General features: G+C 40.5%; 22 protein-coding genes and 1 pseudogene. 21 read left to right on the forward strand and 2 right to left on the reverse strand.

Annotated elements, in window-relative coordinates; genetic code table 11:
* Window positions 1-19: 19 nt before the first annotated feature.
* The 12 genes from BLS16_RS18430 (at window position 20) to BLS16_RS18490 (ending at window position 13,394) form a co-directional block, all read left to right on the forward strand.
* On the forward strand, window positions 20-1,576 hold the full coding sequence (locus BLS16_RS18430; RefSeq protein WP_143015551.1) for a 2-isopropylmalate synthase: 1,557 nt from the start codon (window positions 20-22) through the stop codon (window positions 1,574-1,576).
* A 50-nt stretch (window positions 1,577-1,626) separates the two neighbouring features.
* The gene (leuB, locus tag BLS16_RS18435) at window positions 1,627-2,688 is read left to right on the forward strand and encodes a 3-isopropylmalate dehydrogenase (RefSeq protein WP_092335128.1); all 1,062 of its coding nucleotides are present in this window, start codon (window positions 1,627-1,629) and stop codon (window positions 2,686-2,688) included.
* A gap of 1,071 nt (window positions 2,689-3,759) precedes the next feature.
* Window positions 3,760-4,569: a pyrroline-5-carboxylate reductase gene (gene proC, locus BLS16_RS18445; RefSeq protein WP_092335130.1), complete on the forward strand. Its 810-nt coding sequence runs from the start codon at window positions 3,760-3,762 to the stop codon at window positions 4,567-4,569.
* A gap of 2 nt (window positions 4,570-4,571) precedes the next feature.
* Complete coding sequence (proB, locus tag BLS16_RS18450) at window positions 4,572-5,687, forward strand: glutamate 5-kinase (protein WP_092335157.1); 1,116 nt, start codon at window positions 4,572-4,574, stop codon at window positions 5,685-5,687.
* A gap of 56 nt (window positions 5,688-5,743) precedes the next feature.
* Complete coding sequence (locus tag BLS16_RS18455) at window positions 5,744-6,991, forward strand: glutamate-5-semialdehyde dehydrogenase (protein ID WP_092335131.1); 1,248 nt, start codon at window positions 5,744-5,746, stop codon at window positions 6,989-6,991.
* A 212-nt stretch (window positions 6,992-7,203) separates the two neighbouring features.
* Window positions 7,204-7,881 (forward strand): protein kinase family protein, encoded by a 678-nt coding sequence (locus BLS16_RS18460; RefSeq protein WP_092335132.1) that lies wholly within the window; start codon window positions 7,204-7,206, stop codon window positions 7,879-7,881.
* A 154-nt stretch (window positions 7,882-8,035) separates the two neighbouring features.
* A complete protein-coding gene (locus BLS16_RS18465; RefSeq protein WP_092335133.1) occupies window positions 8,036-9,256 on the forward strand; it encodes an MFS transporter in 1,221 nt (406 codons plus the stop codon).
* 330 nt (window positions 9,257-9,586) lie between these two features.
* Window positions 9,587-10,735, forward strand: a complete 1,149-nt coding sequence (locus BLS16_RS18470) for an MGDG synthase family glycosyltransferase (protein WP_092335134.1) — start codon at window positions 9,587-9,589, stop codon at window positions 10,733-10,735.
* Between the two features lie 39 nt (window positions 10,736-10,774).
* On the forward strand, window positions 10,775-11,491 hold the full coding sequence (locus tag BLS16_RS18475; protein ID WP_092335135.1) for a phosphatase PAP2 family protein: 717 nt from the start codon (window positions 10,775-10,777) through the stop codon (window positions 11,489-11,491).
* 65 nt (window positions 11,492-11,556) lie between these two features.
* Window positions 11,557-12,234 (forward strand): YjgB family protein, encoded by a 678-nt coding sequence (locus BLS16_RS18480; RefSeq protein WP_092335136.1) that lies wholly within the window; start codon window positions 11,557-11,559, stop codon window positions 12,232-12,234.
* Between the two features lie 332 nt (window positions 12,235-12,566).
* Window positions 12,567-13,046 (forward strand): DUF6530 family protein, encoded by a 480-nt coding sequence (locus BLS16_RS18485; RefSeq protein WP_092335137.1) that lies wholly within the window; start codon window positions 12,567-12,569, stop codon window positions 13,044-13,046.
* A gap of 3 nt (window positions 13,047-13,049) precedes the next feature.
* Window positions 13,050-13,394 (forward strand): GIY-YIG nuclease family protein, encoded by a 345-nt coding sequence (locus BLS16_RS18490; RefSeq protein WP_092335138.1) that lies wholly within the window; start codon window positions 13,050-13,052, stop codon window positions 13,392-13,394.
* 104 nt (window positions 13,395-13,498) lie between these two features.
* Here the strand turns inward: BLS16_RS18490 and BLS16_RS18495 are convergent, their stop codons facing one another.
* Entirely contained in the window at window positions 13,499-14,170 is a 672-nt protein-coding gene (locus tag BLS16_RS18495) for a C40 family peptidase (protein WP_092335139.1), read from the reverse strand.
* 210 nt (window positions 14,171-14,380) lie between these two features.
* Between BLS16_RS18495 and BLS16_RS18500 the strand changes: the two genes are divergently transcribed.
* The 4 genes from BLS16_RS18500 (at window position 14,381) to BLS16_RS18515 (ending at window position 18,550) form a co-directional block, all read left to right on the forward strand.
* Window positions 14,381-15,250, forward strand: coding sequence for a glutamate mutase L (locus BLS16_RS18500; protein ID WP_092335140.1), 870 nt, complete (start codon window positions 14,381-14,383; stop codon window positions 15,248-15,250).
* A gap of 33 nt (window positions 15,251-15,283) precedes the next feature.
* On the forward strand, window positions 15,284-15,898 hold the full coding sequence (locus tag BLS16_RS18505) for a DUF2238 domain-containing protein (protein WP_092335141.1): 615 nt from the start codon (window positions 15,284-15,286) through the stop codon (window positions 15,896-15,898).
* A 146-nt stretch (window positions 15,899-16,044) separates the two neighbouring features.
* The gene (locus BLS16_RS18510; protein WP_092335142.1) at window positions 16,045-17,229 is read left to right on the forward strand and encodes a pyridoxal phosphate-dependent aminotransferase; all 1,185 of its coding nucleotides are present in this window, start codon (window positions 16,045-16,047) and stop codon (window positions 17,227-17,229) included.
* Window positions 17,230-17,383: 154 nt separating this feature from the next.
* Window positions 17,384-18,550 carry an amidohydrolase family protein gene (locus BLS16_RS18515; protein WP_092335143.1) on the forward strand — a complete coding sequence of 389 codons (1,167 nt, stop codon included), beginning with the start codon at window positions 17,384-17,386 and terminating at the stop codon, window positions 18,548-18,550.
* A 17-nt stretch (window positions 18,551-18,567) separates the two neighbouring features.
* Here the strand turns inward: BLS16_RS18515 and BLS16_RS18520 are convergent, their stop codons facing one another.
* A complete protein-coding gene (locus BLS16_RS18520) occupies window positions 18,568-19,368 on the reverse strand; it encodes a DUF3786 domain-containing protein (RefSeq protein WP_092335144.1) in 801 nt (266 codons plus the stop codon).
* 328 nt (window positions 19,369-19,696) lie between these two features.
* Here BLS16_RS18520 and BLS16_RS23820 point away from each other — a divergent pair, with 328 nt between their 5' ends.
* The 5 genes and pseudogenes from BLS16_RS23820 to BLS16_RS18540 all read left to right on the forward strand — a co-directional run bounded on the left by BLS16_RS23820 (window position 19,697) and on the right by BLS16_RS18540 (window position 21,920).
* Window positions 19,697-19,870 (forward strand): membrane protein, encoded by a 174-nt coding sequence (locus BLS16_RS23820; RefSeq protein ID WP_034600243.1) that lies wholly within the window; start codon window positions 19,697-19,699, stop codon window positions 19,868-19,870.
* A 12-nt stretch (window positions 19,871-19,882) separates the two neighbouring features.
* A complete protein-coding gene (locus BLS16_RS18525) occupies window positions 19,883-20,245 on the forward strand; it encodes a YccF domain-containing protein (protein WP_014903594.1) in 363 nt (120 codons plus the stop codon).
* Between the two features lie 66 nt (window positions 20,246-20,311).
* Complete coding sequence (locus tag BLS16_RS18530) at window positions 20,312-20,893, forward strand: TIGR00725 family protein (protein ID WP_092335145.1); 582 nt, start codon at window positions 20,312-20,314, stop codon at window positions 20,891-20,893.
* A gap of 120 nt (window positions 20,894-21,013) precedes the next feature.
* Window positions 21,014-21,304: pseudogene (locus BLS16_RS18535) on the forward strand (arsenate reductase family protein); the annotation flags it as partial.
* Window positions 21,305-21,344: 40 nt separating this feature from the next.
* Window positions 21,345-21,920, forward strand: coding sequence for a TetR/AcrR family transcriptional regulator (locus tag BLS16_RS18540; RefSeq protein ID WP_092335147.1), 576 nt, complete (start codon window positions 21,345-21,347; stop codon window positions 21,918-21,920).
* Window positions 21,921-22,086 lie beyond the last annotated feature (166 nt).

Genomic DNA, 22,086 nt, shown 5'->3' on the forward strand with positions numbered 1-22,086 from the left:
CCTGTCCACTCTTTTCACAATGCTTTTCAATAGTAATCGGAAGGATGTTAGAGTAATGCGGCGGATTGAAATCTTTGATACCACTCTGAGAGATGGCGAACAATCTCCCGGAGTAGCACTTAATGCTGAGGAAAAACTGCAAATTGCCCACCAATTAGGAAAGCTGGGAGTTAATGTTCTTGAAGCAGGATTTCCGATAGCCTCCCCAGGAGATTTTGAAGGAGTGCGCAGGATTGCTCAAGAGGTAAGAAATGTAGGTGTTGCCGCCCTTGCTCGGGCGAATGCCAAAGATATAGAACGTGCCTGGGAGGCAATATCAGGCGGAGAGTCTCCCCGCATTCATACCTTTATAGCTACTTCCCCCATACATATGCAGTATAAATTACAAAAATCCCCCGACGAAGTCTTTGAACAAGCTGTCCAGGCAGTTCGATTGGCAAAATCCAAGGTTAGCGATATTGAGTTTAGTGCCGAAGATGCTTCTCGCAGCGATGTAGATTTTTTGGCTAGAGTTTTCACAGGGGTTATTCAAGCTGGCGCAACTGTGCTTAACGTTCCTGATACGGTGGGGTATGCCACGCCTGAAGAGTATGCCGCATTTTTAAAAGCAATTATGGAACGAACAACTGGGATTGAAAAGGTGAAAGTCAGTGTCCACTGCCATAACGATTTAGGCTTGGCAGTTGCTAATTCCCTTGCTGCAGTTGGAATAGGTGTACATCAGCTGGAGTGCACCGTAAATGGAATTGGTGAAAGAGCCGGGAATGCAGCCTTAGAAGAACTTGTCATGGCTTTACACACCCGCCGGGATCAGTTTAATGTGGAAACCAGTATTGTAACCTCGGAGATAGCCAGAACCAGTCAATTGGTAAGTCGCCTAACCGGAATGATGATTCAGCATAACAAGGCCATCGTAGGTAAGAATGCTTTTGCCCATGAATCCGGTATCCACCAAGATGGTATGCTGAAAGAGCGTTCCACCTACGAAATTATGTCGCCAAGTATCATTGGAGTTGATGTTGAATCTATTGTCCTAGGGAAACATTCAGGACGTCACGCTGTTCAGCAGAGGCTGGCAGATCTGGGACTGGAGTTAGAGGATAGTCATTTTGAAGAGTTGTTTTCTCGGTTTAAACTTTTGGCTGATCGAAAGCGAGAAGTGACCACAGCCGATTTATTCTCCTTAGTTGATGAACAGAAAGAGAAAACTGATCAGATAAATTTAGATTACCTGCAGATTTCTAGTGGAACTCATTTAGTTCCCACAGCAACGGTTGGGTTAATGTATCAAGGGCAAAGACTCGCTGATGCTGCCTGCGGTGATGGACCAGTTGACGCCGCTTTCAAAGCCATTGATAAAGTGTTGGGAACTCAAGGGAAATTAAGTCATTATTCCTTACAAGCACTTGATGGTGGCGAAGATGCGCAAGGGGAAGTTACGGTAAGCGTAAAATTTGGAGAGAATCTAGTTGCTGGACGTGGAGTTAGTACGGATATTATCGAAGCAAGTGTAAGAGGTTATCTCCAAGCAGTAAATCGAGCTTACACACGAGGCTGGATTGAGATTAAACAGTAAGAACCGATTCGTGTCGGTGGACTTATCCCTAAGTTGAAGGAGGAAGAATAATGCCTAATGTTTTAGTACTTCCCGGTGATGGTATTGGGTTAGAAATAACCCCGGAAGCCGTCAAGGTGTTAGAAGCTGTATTAAAGGATCATCCTCAAAGCCTTAAGTTTCAATATGGCTTAATAGGGGGAGCTGCAATTGATGAAGTGGGCAAAGCTTTGCCGGATGCAACACTTGAAGCTGCACAGGCAGCTGACGCGATTTTACTAGGTTCAGTGGGTGGGCCTAAGTGGGATACCCTCCCAGCTCCCCAACGCCCAGAACTGGGAGGATTGCTGGCGATTAGAAAAGCTTTGGGTCTTTTTGCAAATATTCGTCCTGTGAAGATGCTCCCAATGTTAGTAGATGCTTCTACTCTTAAACCTGAAGTGGTTAAAAACGTTGACCTTGTTGTTTTGCGAGAATTGACAGGTGGACTTTACTTTGGTGAGAAAGGGAGAGGAACTAACCCAAGAAGTGCCTTTGATAACTTGATCTATACTGAGGAAGAAATTCAGCGTATTGTTGAACTTGGTTTCCAAACGGCAATGAAGCGGCGTAAAAAGCTTTGTTCCGTTGACAAAGCAAATGTCCTGGAGTCTTCTCGTTTTTGGAGAGAGATTACTCTTGAAGTTGCCAAGAATTATCCGGAAGTTGAATTAACCCATATGTATGTCGACAATGCCGCCATGCAATTGGTACGTTGGCCGGAGCAGTTTGATGTAATCGTAACAGAGAACATGTTTGGAGATATTCTGACAGATTTAGCTTCTATGCTCATGGGATCAATTGGAATGATCTCCTCGGCAAGCTTAAATGGCAGTAAAGGACTCTATGAACCTGCTCATGGATCGGCCCCGGATATTGCAGGAAAGAATATTGCCAATCCTTTGGCCACGATTCTCTCAGGTGCTCTGATGTTACGTTACTCCTTTGGCTTAGAGGAGGAGGCACAGAAGATTGAGAGAGCGGTTGAGCAAGTCTTGGAAGAAGGGTATAGAACCGCTGATTTAGCAAAACCAGGTGACAAGGTTCTGGGCACTCGTGAAATGGGCGATGCGGTTGTTAAAGCGCTTAAATAGTTTACGATAGTAGTGATTAAAAGTGTGGTGTAGTATTGTCTTTGTTTTAATGTTTTTTCCAGGTTATGTTAGAAACACACTTGAAAATTTTAATTAATTAAGATAAAGTATACCTAACTGGATAGAGAATATAGCATGTGATCGACCTAGTATGATAGACGATAGTGTTCAGAGAGAAAGACAATTGCTGAGAGTTTTTCCACCTTCGGTATCAGAACCCCAGTCGTGATGCTCTGATGATGAATCGGACGGTATCCACCGTTATGCGGAATTTTGTTAGATCAATCTGGCAGTGATGAGTTGGCATTGGCAATAAAGGTGGTACCGCGGAAGGCTTCTTTCGTCCTTGATATAAGGATGAGAGGGGCCTTTTTTAGGTCTTTGGGTCTTGTGAAAGTAAGGAGCCATAGCTCGCTCACACACGTTGCGTTCACTGGCTCGTTGGATGCAGAAGGAATTGCGCCAACCTCTGGGCGGCGCAGGAAGTGAACCTGGGCGCAATTGGCCTTCAGCATCGGCACTCGCCTTATCGTGAACTCCACTGAAGTGTTCACTAAGCTATTGGCTCCTTAGCTTTCTGGTCGACTAGGGCTGGGAACGGGGATGTGAAAGTAAGGAGCCATAGGGTCTTGTGAAAGTAAGGAGCCATAGCCCGCTCACACACGTTGCGTTCACTGGCTCGTTGGATGCAGAAGGAATTGCGCCAACCTCTGGGCGGCGCAGGAAGTGAACCTGGGCGCAATTGGCCTTCAGCATCGGTACTCGCCTTATCGTGAACTCCACTGAAGTGTTCACTAAGCTATTGGCTCCTTAGCTTTCTGGTCGACTGGGGCTGGGAACGGGAATTCGTGAAAGTAAGGAATAATAGCCCGTTCTCGCTTGGATGTTATTGATAAATGGATTCCTTGAACTTCTTGTTCAAGACGTTTGGGGATTGAGAGAGAATGTTCTTGCAGTTAGGGAAATGCTAATAGGAGTATGGTATGAGCTTGAAATTAAGGCAAGGCCAATGTAAAGCATTTTTCTGATTGGCTTTTTAATAAATAATGGTATGGGAAGGATGGTTGTGATATGTCACACAGTATTGGTTTCATTGGTGGGGGAAATATTGCGGAGGCTATGATTAGTGGTTTAAAGAAGGCAAATAGTGCTCTTGAGATTCGAGTGACTAATCTTTCCAATCGAGGACGACTACAGGGGTTGGTTGACAGATATAAGGTTATCGCCACCTCGTTAACTGAGCTTGTAGAAGATTCTAAGGTCTTGATTATTGCAGTAAAGCCGAAGGATGTCCAAGGGGTCTTGAAAGATTTAGCAGGTTTTTCGTTGCAGGATAAACTGGTGATTAGTGTAGCGGCAGGTGTCCCTTTGAAGGTGTTTTATAAGTATTTGCCGGGGGTTGCAGTGGTTAGGGCAATGCCCAATACTTCAACTGCTGTACTTCATTCCATGACCGGATTAGTGCGGGGTGATAATGTTGATGATGAGCAGGCCAGTGTGGGGGAAAAGATCTTTTCAGCCACGGGTAAGATTATGTGGGTGCCCGAAAAGAATATCAATGCGTTAACAGCTATCAGTGGCAGTGGGCCGGCATATTTTTATCTTTTTGCTGAAAGCTTAATCAAGGCTGGCGTGGAATTAGGCCTTAGTGAAGCGGAAGCAGAGGTCTTGGTGCTTGAAACCCTAATTGGATCGGGAAAAATGATTGCGGAAAGTGATAAATCACCGGGAAAACTGCGTGAGGAAGTCACTTCGCCCAATGGGACGACTTATGCTGCCCTCAATGTGTTTATGGAGGAAAAATTGGCTCAGACAGTTCAGAACGCAGCTTGGGCTTGTGCTAGACGTGCGGAAGACTTGGAAGGGGAGTATTCGGAGTGAAAATCAGTGAGGTTCGTAGGGTTGTCTTGAAAATAGGGAGCAGCAGCTTAAACCATCCACAAGGTGGGATTGATGAGCGTGCAATTAATGAGATTGCTTCGGTCATTGCCGCCTTAAAGCAGAGTGGAGTGGAGTGCATAATCGTTTCATCTGGAGCAGTAGCTGCCGGGATGGGACAACTGAAGCTTACAGCTCGTCCGCGTGATTTGGCGGGCAAACAAGCTGTAGCAGCCGTAGGTCAAGGAGTTCTCATTGAGATGTATACTCGTTATCTTGAACGCCAAGGAATAATAGGGGCTCAAGTTTTACTATCCCGTATTGATTTGGCCCAAGCCTCTCACTATAGAAACGCCCAAAACACTTTAGAGAAATTACTGCGTTTACAAGTTGTGCCCATCATTAATGAAAATGACACAGTTGCGGTGGATGAACTTTGCTTTGGAGATAATGACACTTTATCCGCCTTAGTTGCCGGATTAGTTGGGGCAGATTTATTGGTCATTTTAACGGATGTCGATGGCTTATACTCTGCAAATCCCAAGAAAGATCAATCCGCTCAACTAATTAAAGAGGTTACCGATGTTTCAGCTGTTGAATGTATGGCAAGTGGGGCAGGAAGCTTATTAGGAACGGGAGGGATGGTTACCAAACTTCGGGCCGCCAAGATAGCTACCCGTTTCGGAATTGGAATGCTGCTTTTAAACTTTACAAGATTGCCGGAACTTAGCCCGTCAACTAAAAGCCAAGAACCTTTGGGAACATTTTTTCAACCGCTCAAACATCGACTGGCAGGTCGAAAACGTTGGATTGCCTATGCAGGATTGTCTGAAGGCAGTATTCAAGTTGATGAAGGCGCGGCCAAAGCTCTTGTGGAAGAAGGAAAAAGTTTATTGGCTAAAGGAATTACCAATGTTGAAGGAACCTGGGAACGAAAAGAAATCGTTCGAATCATTAATTTCCAGGGAGAAGAAATTGCTCGAGGCGTTGTTGAGCTAAGCGATGCTGAGGTAAAGCTGGTAAAGGGTTTGCACTCTGAGAAGTTGCATCAATTTATTGAGAATTTCGATGGCGAAGAAGTAGTTCACCGGGACAATATGACACTTATGGTTGATGCCTAGAGCATAAGTTTAGATGTAGATTATAATAGAATATTTTCCAAAGGGAGGTAGATCATATGTTTTTTCCGGAATTAATTGAGATTGGGAATAAAGCTAAACAAGCAGCTCGACAATTGGCTTTCACCAGCACGGAGGCCAAAAATAAAGCCCTAATCTTTATGGCAGAAGCACTCCTAAAAAATGAGGAAGAAATCCTTAGAGCAAATAGCCTGGATGTTAAAGCTGCTGAAGATACGGGTCTAAAGAAAAGCTTAGTAAATCGATTGAAGTTATCATCAGCGAGCATCGCTCAAATTAGTCAATCTCTCCATGAAGTAGTAGCGTTACGTGATCCGGTAGGAGAAGGGGAAGTGTGGACACGGCCGAATGGTTTGCGCATTCAACAAACTCGGGTTCCATTAGGAGTCGTGGCCATGATTTATGAGGCAAGGCCTAATGTAACAGTTGATGCAGCTGCACTGTGTCTAAAGTCAGGAAATGTTGTGATCCTGAGGGGCGGGTCGGAGGCCTTGGAAAGCAATAAAGTCTTGGCGAGAGTTATAGCTGAAGCTGCTGAGGCAAGCGGATTGCCATCAGGTTCTATTCAATTGATTACAGAGACAAATCGAGAATGGGTTCAACAGTTAATCCGTTTAAATAATTATGTTGATGTGGTTATACCCAGGGGTGGTGCTGGCCTGATTCAAACGGTGGTAACTAATGCCACTGTTCCAGTCATTGAAACCGGAACCGGAATGTGTCATGCATTTGTTGATCAAGACGCAGACTTTGAGAAGGCTGTGCCTGTTATTATCAATGCCAAGACCCAAAATCCAGGGGTCTGTAATGCATTGGAAACCATGCTTGTGGATGAAGGGATTGCGGAAGACTTTCTTCCATTGATTGGTGAAGAACTGCAAAAAAAGCAAGTTGAGATTAAAGGGTGCTCAAGAACGTGTGAAATCTTGTCTTACGCTTCACCTGCCAGTGAAGAAGACTGGGTGGAAGAACATCTCGATCTTATATTAAGTGTTAAAGTCGTGCCAGGTCTTAATGGGGCGCTTGATCATATCTATCGATACTCTACAAAGCATTCTGAAACGATCATCACCGAGAACTACTCAAAGGCTCAAAGGTTCTTGAAAGAAATCGATGCTGCTGCCGTTTATGTAAATGCTTCAACACGATTTACGGATGGAGGACGCTTCGGCTTTGGAGCAGAGATAGGAATCAGCACTCAGAAGTTGCATGCCCGAGGCCCTATGGGGTTGAGAGAATTGACGACGATTAAATACATGGTTTATGGAGATGGACAGATCGTTTAATAGTCTAGCATCGAGAATTCTATCGCTTACGGTCTCTCGATGGAAAAGGCCGCCATTTGGCGGCCTTTTATGGTAGACTAGGATTACTCTAAGACGAGTATAATTTATAAATTGATTAATAGTTTTTTATGTGTTCATATATGTGTTCATACATAGGTAGAGGATTGTGAAAGTGGAGCATCATTGAGACATGAGACAAAGGGTGTGAGCTTATGGAGTGGGATATTGCGAAGAGAGAATTAAGTAAAGTGAAAGTCTCGTCAAATGGCAAAAATGAACTTGTTCTCGTGCAAGCTAAATCTAATAAGCTTAAGTGTATTGGTAGAGGGACAGATGCTGCGGTGTTTCGCTTCATCTCCGCACCCCAGTACGCTTATAAAGTGTTTAGTAATGACAAGCTAGAAAAGTTAGAACAAGAGAGCAAAGTTTATTTAAAATTAGGTTACTCGAAGTATTTTCCTGTGTATTATGGCAAAGGATTAAACTATCTGGTGATTAGTTACGAAGCAGGAATTACTCTGTATGATTGTCTTTTACAAGGAATTCATATACCCAAACAGGTCATTATTGAGGTTGACAATGCGATAGACTATGTACTCAGCAGAGGACTGAACCCAAGAGACATTCATCTCAAAAATATACTGTTTCATGAGGGTCAGGTAAAGCTTGTTGATGTCTCTGAGTATCTGGAGCCAGGAAACGATAAAAGGTGGGAATACTTGAAAGAAGGATATACGGAGCATTATCACTTATTTGACGGAAAAGCCCTGCCTTTTTGGCTTTTAGAAAATGTACGAAAATGGTATAACCAGACAAGACCGGAGAGGCTAAATCTTCAAGATTTTGTGAAAGATCTCATTAATCCTTTTCAGGAAAGACTTCGCTTCTGAAATGCGAGTTTTTTTATACTTGGCTAAGAATTGGGTAATAATCTAATATTAATAAAAGATTAGTAGTGAAAAAGGTGTAATTGAATGCTTAGTGAGAATTGTAAATTAATAACTGAAACAGCAAGCAAATTAGATATGGAGACAATAATAGGATATGAATATAGGTTGGAAAAAAAATATTATACTTTTTTTAGTTAGTCAGACCATTTCCCTCTTTGGATCATCCCTGGTTCAATATGCAATTATGTGGCATATTACCTTAAAATCCCAGTCCGGAGTAATGATGACCTTAGCCATTGTCTGCGGTTTTTTGCCTACCTTATTTCTTTCACCATTTGCTGGGGTATGGGCTGATCGTTATAATCGTAAAACACTCATTATGGTATCCGATTCATTGATTGCCTTATCGACGCTGGTTCTGGCAATTTTGTTTCTTCTAGGCCATTATTCCCTTTGGCTACTTTTAGTAATGTCCGCCATACGCGCACTTGGATCAGCTATTCAAGTGCCTGCAATAGGAGCATTCCTCCCCCAACTAGTACCGGAGGATAAACTAACTCAGGTGAACGCCACGAACGGAACAATCCAAGCGCTAGTTATGTTACTGTCCCCTATGTTAAGTGGTGCCCTCCTGACAATGGCTACTATTGAATTAATATTTTTTATAGATGTGATCACAGCAGTCATTGCTGTTTTAGTTCTGCTTTTATTTTTACATGTCCCTGTCCACGCGAAAGCACTTGAAAAACAAACTCTGAGTTATTTTAGAGATCTGTGTGACGGATTCAATTACATCAGAAGTCATGGATATGTGAAGAGGTTTTTTTTGTTTTGTGCCGGCTTCTTTTTCTTAGCAGCACCTGTTGCCTTTTTAACTCCTCTGCAAGTGACTCGTAGTTTCGGTAACGATGTTTGGCGTTTAACGGCAATAGAAATTACTTTTTCACTTGGGATGATGCTTGGCGGCATTATTATGGCTTCTTGGGGTGGTTTTAAGAACAAGGTTCACACCATGACACTAGCAAGTCTTGGAATCGGAGTCTGCACCTTTGCCCTAGGAATGATTCCGGTTTTTTGGATTTATCTCATTTTTATGGGGTTGGTCGGAATTGCAATGCCGGTTTTCAACACGCCTTCAACAGTCCTATTACAGGAAAAGGTAGAGGCAGATTTTCTGGGAAGAGTGTTTGGAGTTTTAGGGATGATTTCAAGTTCCATGATGCCTTTAGGAATGCTCTTGTTCGGACCATTATCGGACATCATTATGATTGAATGGCTGCTTATTGGAACAGGCTTGCTAATGTTTATTCAAGGATTTTTCTTGTTAGGTAACAAAGTATTAATAGAAGCAGGAAAACAAATCCCCAAACTTTAATAAATACTAAAAGTATTTCTATTACAAGGACTTGAGATCAAAACTTTGATTCAAGTCCTTTTTTGCGTGTTAAGCAGGGTGATTAACTTGTGGAATGGGGGTTTTATAATGAGTGACCTCTTCTCCGATGGAGTATGATTGTCCAGAAGTATAAGTTTTAATTAGATTTTAAGAAATTCCTAAGATTTAACTAGGTTTTTTTTAAGATCTCCACTCTATAATTCTATTATAAGTTTAAGCGTTCAAATATGAACTCGCATTTTGAAAGAGATATGCTTTAATTTTATGATTAAAAATTGCGTTGTCATTAAGTGAGAGAGGAGATATTCTATGAAACAGTTAAAAATTCTTGTGTTTTCTGCAGGCTTTGGAAATGGACACATTCGGGCAGCAGAAGCAGTTATCGAAGAACTCCGTGTAAAGGAGCCTTCCGCTATTGTAACTCATTTGGATTTCGGGGACTTTTTAAGTAAGCGATTCAATAATCTGATTAAAAAGCTATACCTCGAATTGATAAAGCATTCTCCGGGGCTATGGGGAAGATTTTATTATCAAACTTCTAAGTTAACGCATAATTCTAGAATTCAGCGTTTTCTTAATCAATTAGGGCGTAGTGATTTTCTGAACTATATTAAGGAATTTGCCCCGGACCTTATTGTTTGTACCTATCCAACTGTTTCTTCAATTCTAGCTCAGCTTAGACTAGAACATATTCTGCAAGTACCTGTGATCACTGTGATTACAGATTATACGGTACACAGCCATTGGGTACATCCTGGTGTGGATTCCTATATGGTAGCTTGTGAGAAAGTTAAGGATATGTTAGTGACAGGGGGAATCATCGAGGATAGGATACATGTTACAGGTATTCCGATTAGTCCAAAATTTGAGAAGAGGATTAATCGAGAGTTGATTTACTACAAGTTAGGATTAAAATCAGATCTGCCAACCTTTCTTGTGATGGGGGGATATGGAAGTTTCGAAGAAACAACAAGAATCTGCGAGAAATTGGCAAATTCAGTAATCCCTTTACAGGTAATAATTGTTTGTGGAAATAATGGGAAGTTGTATGACTCTTTACATGAGGTGGTTACAAATGCCAGAAACACTCTGGTTAGGTTAGGTTATGCAAATAACATGGAGGAGCTCATGTCAATAGCGGATCTGATTATAACTAAGGCCGGAGGTTTAACGGTGACAGAGGCTCTTACCAAGCATTTACCCCTTATGATATATAAGCCCATACCCGGTCAGGAAGAGGAAAATGCAAGTTTTGTACAACTCATCGGTGCAGGGCAGGTTGCAGGTACAGTAGAAGAGTTAGAAATAACTCTTAGCCGTTTCTTGAGTTATCCCGAAGAAATCGAGAAAATGCGTGAGAAGGCGTCATTAGCTTTAGTTAGTCATTCAGCAGAACAGACCGTTGATTCTATGTTTAAATTAATAACTGAATTGAGTAACGAGCAAAGAACCGGCTGATTTCAGAAAGAAGTTCTTACACTGAAGGGAAGGTTAACGATGCCCAACATTATTAAAAATCTGATGCCTCTTTGTTTAATGTTATCAATCCCAATTTCAAATATTATTTATTGTCTCCTCAATAATGCAAATCGCGGGACTCATAGCCTAGTCACTGATTTAGATCAAAGTGTCCCATTTTTAAAGATATTTATTTTGCCCTATCTATTATGGTATTTTTTTATTTTTGGAACTTTATCTTACTTTTGCTTTAAAAATAAAAGAATCTATTACAGGACTCTTATAGCTATTAATCTTGGTTTATTGATATCTTATGCTATTTATTTTTTCTTTCAAACAAATGTTCCAAGACCAGATTTAGTAGGTAACGACTTTTTGACCATGCTAATCGCTTTCGTATATAATAATGACCAACCTTACAATGCATTTCCAAGCATTCATGTTTTATTAAGTTTTTTGATGATTAAAGCAATAAACAAGTATCCTGGTAAGAATTATTACAATGTGTGCACAGTTTATACAATTGCTATTTTAATTATTTTAGCTACCCAGTTTATTAAACAGCATGTTATCTTAGATCTCTTATTTTCGATGGTATTAGGTGGTTTAATATTTGACCTTGTTTTTCATATAAACCTTGAGAGACTAGGATCCTGGTTGAGGAGACAATATCAATGGTTAAATGTGCGAAAGAGATCGGCAAATGGTATTGATGAGTTGAAAAGTCCAAGCAAGCAATTAGGCGTCAGATATTAAGATCTCCTGACGTCTCTTAACAAGAGGATACTTAATTCACTTAATCAATAAAAAGGAGTAAGATCATGATCGATTTAGCCCAAAAACGACTCTTAAAGTACGTCATTGTTTCACTTGCTTTCGCGCTGATAGTCGGGTGTTCACCCTTAAACGCTCCCAAGGATACCCCTTCAAAGACGACGGATTCGGCTTCTCAAACTCCTCCCTCGTCCTCTGCACCCCAAACCAGGGATGAGGCCAAGGAGTTATTGCTAAATATTAAGGGAGCCGCGGAGCAAGGGAAAGTGATTAACTGTAATTTTCCTGTGAAGACAACCGTGATTGAAGATGTTAAGAGTCAATGGGGAGAGCCAGAAAAGGTTGATTGGGTGGCCGCCGCGAAGGGGAACTACGCTACCTACTCCAAACAGGCAATGGTTTTTGGCTTCAACAAAGGTTCTCAAATCTTCGAAGTCCGATCCTTTGATCCACAATTACAGCAGCTATCCTTGGCTAAGACAAAGGAACTATTCGGGGATCCGGCTTATAATGCTAAAACCAAAGTTGAGAATGGGCCCTTTTATGATAAAAAAGTAAATGGAGAGGAAATCATTGGCTATACAGTGGGTTCGGAATATAAAATTGAGTTTGTGTTCCCAATACCAACAGCCACTGATTCGAATCCAATGATGGATCATTATCTTGTTCTTTATCCGAGGGGTACCGTGAACAATATGGCAGATGATCCGGGGCGGCAATGGTAATTGAATCAGGAAGTCCGATGAAATTAAATTAGTGATTTTTAACTATAGAGAGAGTGTGGTTAGAATAACCCCATAATTCTTTGGAAGAATTATGGGGTTATTCTTGAAATTTTTAGGGTTCTCAGAAAGACTTCTGAGAACCCTAATTTTATGGGTGAAAATATCAGAGGTAGAACGAGCTCACATGGATCATAGCTTACTACTGTCCAATTGCCCCTTGATATTAAAGAACAGTGGTGTTTGACTAAAACTTTTAGTGGGCTTATACTAAACTAGTAAACTACTAGTTTAGTAAATAAGTAGATTATTAATAAGAGACGAGGGAGATTACCATGAAAATACCGACAACCCTGAAGCATAAGCCAGTAATTGTATCTGAAAACTATGAGAATGTTGATGGGAGATATGCCTATAATTCAGATGCTAAAGGTCTTTCATTAGGTTTAGCCCAGTGGAATGATCGTGGTAAGGTAGACGTATCTGCAAAAGTATGGAGATATACGGGAGAAAAATGGTCGAGACAGTCAGAGGAATTACCTATGCATCGTGTCCTCGACCTGGCAATACTAATTTGTCGAACTAAACTTCATTTTCGAGAAGCCTACCGCTATGAGAATTTATATGATGCCAATAATCCTGTAATTGATAGAATTGGCATACAGGGTGATGCCATGACGGTGGCTGTATGTACTGGAAACGAAAAAATCAATGAGGATATCAAATTGTTCAACCAAGCACTAAGCACTGATGATGAACTCGTCGGAGAACGTTTACGTACTTTATCTAGGATTCTTAAGGAGATGGGATATTAGCACATGGATAGAAAGAAAGAGTTGAAAGAACAATATTTACAGATGAAGCCGGAAATGGGAATACTGATAATTCGATCAAAGCATAATAATAAGTGTTTTATCCAAGTTAGCCAAAGGTTACAAGCTACCCTAAATAGACTTAAATTCCAATTAGACCTAGGTTCTCATCGTAACTCAGAGTTACAAAAGGAATGGAAAGAATATGGAGAAGGAAGCTTTACGATTGAGGTATTGGAGAAGCTTGAATATGATAAAGATGAAACAAAAACTGATTATACTGATGATTTAGCACTGTTGCAGATGGAATGGGAAGAAAAAATGGGCAGAGAAAAAGTTGAGTTTTATTAAAAGACGTAAGTAAAGGCCACGCAATGCGTGGCCTTAAGATTTGTATGCCCCCCACTTATTGTAAGTGGTAAGCTCAAAATTAAGTTTCAGGCTGATTCAGTGTATTAATACACCCGTTTCGCTCCTACATAGGCCTTGGACCAATAGGGAGTAAACCCATAGATAGCAATTCCTTTACTGCTTGTAGCACTAATAAATTGATTATCCCCAATGTAGATTCCTACATGACTTATTTGTTTTCCCGGAACAAGGTTAAAGAAAACTAAATCACCAGCAATTAAGTTGTTAAAGCTTACAGAGGTTCCAATACCGTATTGATCAAGGCTAACCCGAGGCAGAGTAATGTTTTGGCTGGCAAAAACATAACGAGTAAATCCGGAACAATCAAAGCCTGATGGAGTTGTGCCTCCCCATTTATAGGGAACGCCTAAAAAGCTTTTGGCTTTACTTATGAGTTGATTTGTCTTTTCCTGTGGCGAAACTTTCGCCTGCGGTAAAGCCTTGGCATTTTTCAAGGCCTCTAATGTTTGGGGCCCGACAATTCCATCTACCAATAAATTTTGATCTCGTTGAAATGCTTGAACAGCAGTGTTAGTCTTATTTCCGAAAATGCCATCAACTGTACCAACATCATAATTTAAGGCTTGGAGATCTGATTGTAACATTCGAATCTCTGAACCTGTGGAGCCTACCTGAAATGTTGCAGCTTCAACTGCTGAAGCAGAAGCGATAATAGTCATAATAACTAATATCATTAAGATAATCCCTTTTTTCACTTATAACTACCCCTTTCCTGTATTGCTACCCTCAAGGCCTCGTAGAGTGAAGTATACATGCTGACCACTTGAAAGTATAGTACAAGTTGTTGGCTGTATACCCATATTTAGCCTATTAGATATTAGAATACAGTTTATATACTTGGGGTACATTTTCTTTTTTAGGGTAGGATAATATATACCAAAATTGCTAAGGTGAGGAGGAAAGCTATGCAAAAGGTTTTTGTCGCTGAAATTGGGAATGAGAGTATAGTTATTAAGGCCTTTGTTGATTTAGATACTGCAAATCCTAAGCTGCTTGGACAAGGAATCTCTTATACTACTGTACCTCATAGTGATATTGAAGCAGGATTAAATTCTGCTGTTCAAGATTTAGAAAAAGAGATTGGGACTGTAGGTTCTTTAGATGAGATAACTATATACGCCTCGAGTCTAGTGCCACCCCATCGACTGGAGAAGCTTAAGGTGCCATCTTACCTAAAAAACAAACTAAGGCCAACCTCGGAAGCAATCCTGCGGGCAGCCCAAGTGATTTATGAGGAGGTGGGAGAAGTATTAGTCATTGATGTTAGTCCAGTATGGACAAACGTCTATTCGATTATTGAAGATATTTCTCAGGAAACGATGGCAGAAGACTTAAATGTTATTAACAATCCTCTGCCCTTAGTGAAGCTCATTGGAGAAAAGAAGCTTATGGAGCATTATGGAAGTGAGTGGGGAAAACTAAATACTATAAATCCGAAAACCCCAAAAGAGATGATCTTTTGTGCTGAGTTGACAGCTGCAGCGATTGGGTTTGCTCTGAAAAGACATGCTAAAAGTCTAAACAAGAAAAATGTAAATTTCAATAAAATTCGCTGGATTGTAGGAACTGGGGTGGGACTTACTCAGTTTCCCAATGCTCTGGAGATTTTTCAAGAAACCATTGAAAAATTAAGGGATAGGTTATTTGAGGATAGAAAAGGAATAGCTATCCTCTTAGACAAAGACTGCATTTTGACCTCTTTAGGTGTCATACCCAAAGCTTATCAAAAAGCTACCTGGCAGCTAATGCGTGAATCCTTTGGCTTGGAGAATTAACCGGAGAGATTCTGTTTCTAAAGGAGTTATCAGATGAGGAACCAATTTAGCAAGCTAGCCCTTGGAATTGCGTTGTTGTTTCTAACTGTTCTAATAGTTACTGCTATCTCGGAAATCCTATCTCGGCAATGGAGTCGGTTAGGTCTCACAACCCTTACAATGGTTTGTGTTTTTCTTCCATTTGCCACTGTCTGTCTGGCTAGTCATCTAAACATAAGATTACCGTCCAGTTTTCCCTCGGTAACGCTAGTGTTTATAATACTTGCGCAATATTTTGGCGAATTTAAGAATTTCTATTATATGTATTGGTGGTGGGATTTGCTTCTGCACTCAGTTTTTGGGAGTTATGTGGTTATAGTATCACTAGCTATACTCCAAGGGACTTTTAGAAAAAGACAAGAAGTATCTGACCTACGATTTATAGTAATCGAGCTGATAACTGCTTTCAGTGTTACAATTACATTAGGAACTATCTGGGAAATATTTGAGTTTCTTGGAGATTACTTTTTTAAGACGAGTATGGTTAAGGGAGGACTTGACGATACTCTAACGGATCTGATCGTAAAAACAACGGCAGCCCTACTAACATCAATATATTTATATATTCGAAGCTCATCAAGTAAAAAGCTTAAGGATGAGATTGTATAATCTTTTGGAATAACAATAATCCTTTCTGGTATGCAGGATTATCAGATTTTCTAGCGAAATTATGATTGGTAGGTATTATTTTCTATTATTTACATCGACAGAGCTCCTTTTATTAATATAGCTTAGATGAAAGGTATGATTGGGCAATGATTTCAAAAAAAATGCAAGAGCAAGTAAAAAACAGTTCCGTAATTCGGGCAATGTTTGAAGAAGGTAAAAGGTTAGCAGATATTTATGGCGCAGAAAATGTGTTTGATTTTAGCCTAGGGAACCCGAATGTAGAACCACCTGAAGAAGTAAAAAATGCAATCCTAGAGGTTGTAAATGATAGTAATTCCACAGGGATTCATGGATACATGAATAACTCTGGGTATGAAAATGTGAGAGCTGCAATTGCAAATTCCATTAATAATAAGTTTGGTACTGCTTTTACTCCCAAAAACATTATCATGACGGTTGGCGCAGCCGGGGGCCTAAACGTTATTTTAAAGACCCTGCTTAATCCCAAGGACGAGGTCATTACCTTTGCTCCTTTTTTTGGAGAGTACAGAAATTATGTTAAAAACTATGACGGCGAATTAGTGGTAGTTTCCCCTAATACTATTGACTTCCAACCCAACCTAGAGGAATTCAAGGAGAAAATCACCGCAAATACTAAAGCTGTTATTATCAATTCTCCTAATAATCCTACCGGGGTTATCTATTCCGAAGAGACCATTATTAAGCTTTCCAATATACTTAGAGAGAAACAAAAGGAATTGGGAACCGATATCTATATCATTGCAGATGAACCTTATCGAGAACTTGCTTATGATAATGCTGAAGTCCCCTATCTCTCTAAATATTATGAGAACACGATTATTGGCTACTCTTATAGTAAGTCACTTTCTCTACCGGGAGAACGAATTGGCTATTTAGTTATTTCCGATCAGGCGGCTGATTACGAGAATATTGTTGCGGCAGCGAATATTGCGAATCGCATTTTGGGTTTTGTTAATGCTCCGGCCCTATTCCAACGGGTCATTGCCAAGTGCTTAGATGCTAAAGTTGATCTTGAGGTGTACAATAAAAATCGTGAACTTCTCTATAAAGGTTTATTATCTTTTGGTTACGAATGCATCAAACCTGAGGGAGCATTTTACATGTTTGTCAAAACCCCGATTGAGAATGATGCTGAATTCTGTAGTTTGGCTAACAAGAAAAATATTCTCATTGTTCCCGGATCCGCCTTTGGTTGCCCGGGATATGTACGTATTGCTTATTGTGTTGCTTATCAAACCATCGAAAAGGCTTTACCTGGCTTTAAGGCTTTAATCGAAGAATTAAAATAGGCTTAGAGGCTTTGGATAAAGACCAGTCTTAATTTGCTAGATCCGTTGGGTAGGGTAGAAGGGTATTGTTTAGACTAAATAAGAGCAAGAAGCTAGCCCCTCAAGGGGGTGCTTCTTGCTCTTTTAAGTAGGATGTGAGGAGCTGAATTAGTGAATGTACATTTCTTGCAGTGCAGAACAAAGTATATTGGAAATTCCCAATGATGGGGAATCCCTCATCGCTGGGTATTGGAGCCATGAAAGGGGTATGTGCTCACAGCCAATTCTCTTGCAATGGAAGGATGGGAAAGTCAAATCATTGAAGTCAGTAAGTTATTTAGAGGCTTACCCTCAAACATCATTGCAATGGGATCAGTACTTTCTCATACCTGGATGGATCGATGCCCACGTACATTTGGCCTTAGATAGCCTTGATTTCTATCAGTGTTTGGAAAAATGGAGTCAGCCAGCCTTGATAGAGGATAACATTAAAGTTTACCTGCGGAGATACTTGGAGAAGGGAATTGTTGCGATTCGCGACGGAGGGGACTTGCCGGGATTTTCCTGGACGGCTAAACACAAGGTTGAAGAAGGAATCTGGTCGGGGCCCCAGGTGATATCTGTTCACGAGGCCGTAGGGCGAGCAGGAATGTACGGACGTTTCCTTGGCCGAGGTTTTCAGAATCTGACTGAGTGGCAAGAGGAGAAGAGTAGTTTTTTTAACCAAGGGATTGACCAACTTAAAGTAATCGTGACAGGCTTGATTAAGTTTGATGACTTTAATAGAGTCGGCCCAACTCAGTGGACCGTAGCAGAATTAAAAGAGATTGTGGAAACAGCCCATGCACGTCAAGCCCTTGTCATGGCTCATGCCAGTGGAGAAGAGGGGATTTCCGTCGCTATATCTGCCGGAGTAGATTCCATCGAACACGGTTATTACATGACCTCTCGAAATCTTGAGTTAATGAAAGAAAAAGGCATTGCTTGGGTACCAACGGTTGCTCCTATAGGAAATATTTTAAAATATCCAACCAATCGATATTCAAGGCATGAACTTGATACCTTGAAACGCATTCTTGATACTCACTTGGCTAGGATTTACGAGGCCTATTGTTTAAACCTCCGCCTTGGTGTTGGCACTGACGCAGGTGCCTATCAAGTGCCGCATGGAGATAGCTTTTATGATGAAATTGAGTGGCTGGTTCAGGCTGGAATTCCGAAATTAGAAGTCTTTGGCAAGGCTACACATGAAAATGCCCAAATCTTAGGTCAAACTGAATTAGGGAAGTTAGAGATAGGTACCCCCATGAACCAATTACAATTGGTCAAGAACTTTAATTAACTGTTACTATGATATGATTAAGTATGTCTTGAAGCGATCTTTTGAAACATCACTAATAGTCCAACACAGAGCCGATAGATGGAATCGATTTTGAGATTTTCATCTGCCGTCATGTCGAAGAAAATATTGAGTTGAGATTTTAGATCTTCAACAGGCTTTTTATAGCAGATTAATAAGGGGACTTTTGGCAGAGGGTATAAAACAAGAGAAATATCCGAGGAATAACTGTTTTCTACGGGCTTGCCATTAAAAATCAGGATTAAATCCTCAATAAGATCCGGATAGCTATCGATAAGCTGCTTTAAAGGCTCTTCAAACCTTTTCTCAAAAAATGAAATCCAGACAGTGTCACTGCTAAGTTCCTTAAAAGTGACCCATTTTCCGGAAAGATCTTTGCCGGCGCTGTGAATAATATAATTAAGTAACGGGACAATCACCCAGACGTTGATATGGCAGTCAGATATGAAATTACCTTTGGAATCAACGGTGAAGTCTTTGCCGAGACACTTAACGGTTAGCTTATCTCCGGATAACTTGGCTCCTAAGCGCTCAACTGCAGCCGAAAAGTCTACATTCAATATCTCTTCTTTTAAAGGAACGAGTATTTGTTTTAATTGTTCTTCAGGAGTCATTTGCCTAACGATTTGACCATTAAGTTCTTCGAGGGCCTCTTTTTCCAGGTGAGGGCATTCATTGATACGTTTATCACCTTTAATTATTGCAGCAGCAAACGCCAAACATGTTGGAGCTCCACATAGTTTGCAATTCGACTTTGGAAGTACCTTGTATATACTTAGCGGATTATCTAGTTTCGACATATAAAATACTCCTTTCGAAAAAAGTTCTTGGCAAAATTGATAGAATTCAAATTCCAAACCTTTTAAACTTTAGATTCTATAACTAGACTTTATTTCCTGCATTTTAGCTCTATTTATGGAAATTACTGTTGATCAGCCCTCTGTAAGAAATCTTAATTCATTGAAACATGGCTTGGGAGTCTTTATTCTTGCCAAAGGGTGATATAGAATGTAGCTGAGTAGTTTTAGTGAGGAAGTTTCAAATCGGGAGGCAATATGTTGGTTGTAGGTCTTAGTTAGTTAATAATCAGAGAGAAATCTTGGACTATAGAGGGAGAGATGTTAAATTATGGGAAATTATTTAGCTGGGTTAGGGTTTCAAGAAATACTAATCGGAGGATTAGGAATCCTTGCTGTGGGTTTTATTTTGAAAAAGCTGTTCAAATTGGCGATTAGTATAGCAGTAGTAATAGTACTTGTTTATTATGGATTACCGGTACTTCAGACTGTCATGACTAAGTAGCGGGAGGGCAAGATGAATATCATTGGCAATATAATCTGGCTAGTATTTGGAGGCGTCCTTGCTGCAATTGTCTGGTTCTTAGCAGGGGTATTATTATGTATAACAGTTATCGGCCTCCCCTTCGGCCTTCAATGTTTTAAGATCTCGTTCTTTGTATTGTGGCCTTTCGGGAAGGAAATTGAACTCGGTCATTTTGGAGCGGGTGGATTAATATTTAATATCATTTGGCTTTTCGTTTTTGGTTGGGAGTTTGCAATAGCTCATTTAATTATTGGTGGGATTTTTTGTATAACAATTGTTGGTATTCCTTTTGGTCTTCAACATTTTAAATTTGCGAAACTGGGGTTGATACCTTTCGGGGCAAAAATACGTTAGCATATCCCTTCTTCTCTGTGACATATTATACAGTGGCAGATAATATCTAGAGAGGATGAGTAAATAATGATTCGTATTGGAGTTATCGGGCAATCTGGAGAGATAAGCGGCGAGCTTCAACAATTGGCTCATGACATAGGGCGGGAAATTGCTAATAGAGGGGCAATTCTTCTAACCGGCGGTACTAATGGGGTGATGGAATGTGCTTCTAAAGGTGCTAAAGAGGCAAATGGGCTGGTAGTAGGGATTTTGCCAGGGGATACCTTAGACAGAGCAAATAAATATATTGATATTCCTATTAATACAGGATTAAGTTTTGATTATCGCAGCTTAATTCTTGTTCATTCTTCAGATGCCTTGATCATGGTTGGCGGAGGTAATGGAACCTTAGGGGAATTATCTGCTGCATACCTTAACCTCAAGCCTGTCGTGATCCTGGAACCTTCAGGCGGATGGGCTAAGAGAGTTAGGACTATGGCTTTTGAAGAAGAGTATTTAGATGAAAGAAAAAGCATAAAACTGGATTACGCTCAGACGGTTAAAGAGGCTTTGGATATTGCTTTAAGCCGAATAGAAAAGGATAGACACTCATCGGCCCAACTACTTACTGACGGGTGCCAAGGAAATAAATCTGATGCGGAACAATGATCTTTACAGACTCGAAGATGATAGCGTTTAACAACAAGTAGCTAGACTATTGATCTTATATAATTGGAGGACAAATCTGTGCTTACATTCTATTGTTTTCCACAGTGAACAACTTGCAAAAAAGCGGAAGCGGGTCTTCTGCAACAAAATAGGGAGTTTGAATACCGTAACATTGTGAAAAAACCACTCACAGTTGAGGAACTAACAGACTTAGCAAAGCTTGGTGAGGTTTCCATCCTAAGTCTCCTGAACAAGAGGAGCAAAACATACAAGGATCTTGGGAAAGAAATTCAGGAGTCTGACGAAATGGCCGTCGCTGATTTTCTTGCCGCGAATCCTAAGGCAATAATTAGGCCGCTGGTTGTGGAAAACAACAAGCTTACGATAGGTTTTAAGCCAGAGCCTAAATAACTAACTAAATTTGACGGTTACATATTTCTTGAGGTGAACAATGATTATAGAAGATACTAAGGATCAAATAATTAGTACTCGACAAAGCATTCTTGATGTGGCTGGTAAATTAATAGCCCAGAAAGGTGTTAAAGCTACCAGCCTATCGGATATAGCTAAAGAAGTTGGCATAAGCAAAGGAACCTTATATTACTACTATTCTAATAAGAACGATATTATCTATGACATTGCAGATATTCATCTGACAAGGATTACTAAAGAGTTATTAGCATGGATTGAAAGTATTGAGAATAATATCTCAGCAGAGGATGTAATAAGAGTGGTATTTGAAAGAATATCCACGGCAGAAACTAGGGGAAAACTGCATCTTTATCTCATTAGTGATGCAGTTACCAGTAATGGCCCTCTTAATAAACGTTTTAGAGAAAAATATAGGGAATGGAGGATTGCACTGGAAAATGGACTGAGAAAGGTGTTGAAAGATAGAACAGCAGATTATGTTGTTTTATCCTATATAATACTTGCAGCTCTTGACGGATTCACAATTCAGTGGAGACTTGGCGAGGAAGACATTCCTATAGAAGGTATAGCTAACGTGATATCGAAATTAGAGTGAGGCTCACGACTCTATCAAGATGGTTTACAAACTTACACTGACGTTCACAAATGCTTCGCAGAGTAGGGGGGCCTTTTATTCAATATTTTATCGGTCGGTCGACCGACTGATAAGAGAAATAAGAATTGACTTCACACAGAGAGGTATAAGAGGAGGGGATCCTGAG

The sequence above is a fragment of the Desulfosporosinus hippei DSM 8344 genome (assembly GCF_900100785.1).
In the GTDB taxonomy this organism is placed as follows: Bacteria; Bacillota; Desulfitobacteriia; order Desulfitobacteriales; family Desulfitobacteriaceae; genus Desulfosporosinus; species Desulfosporosinus hippei.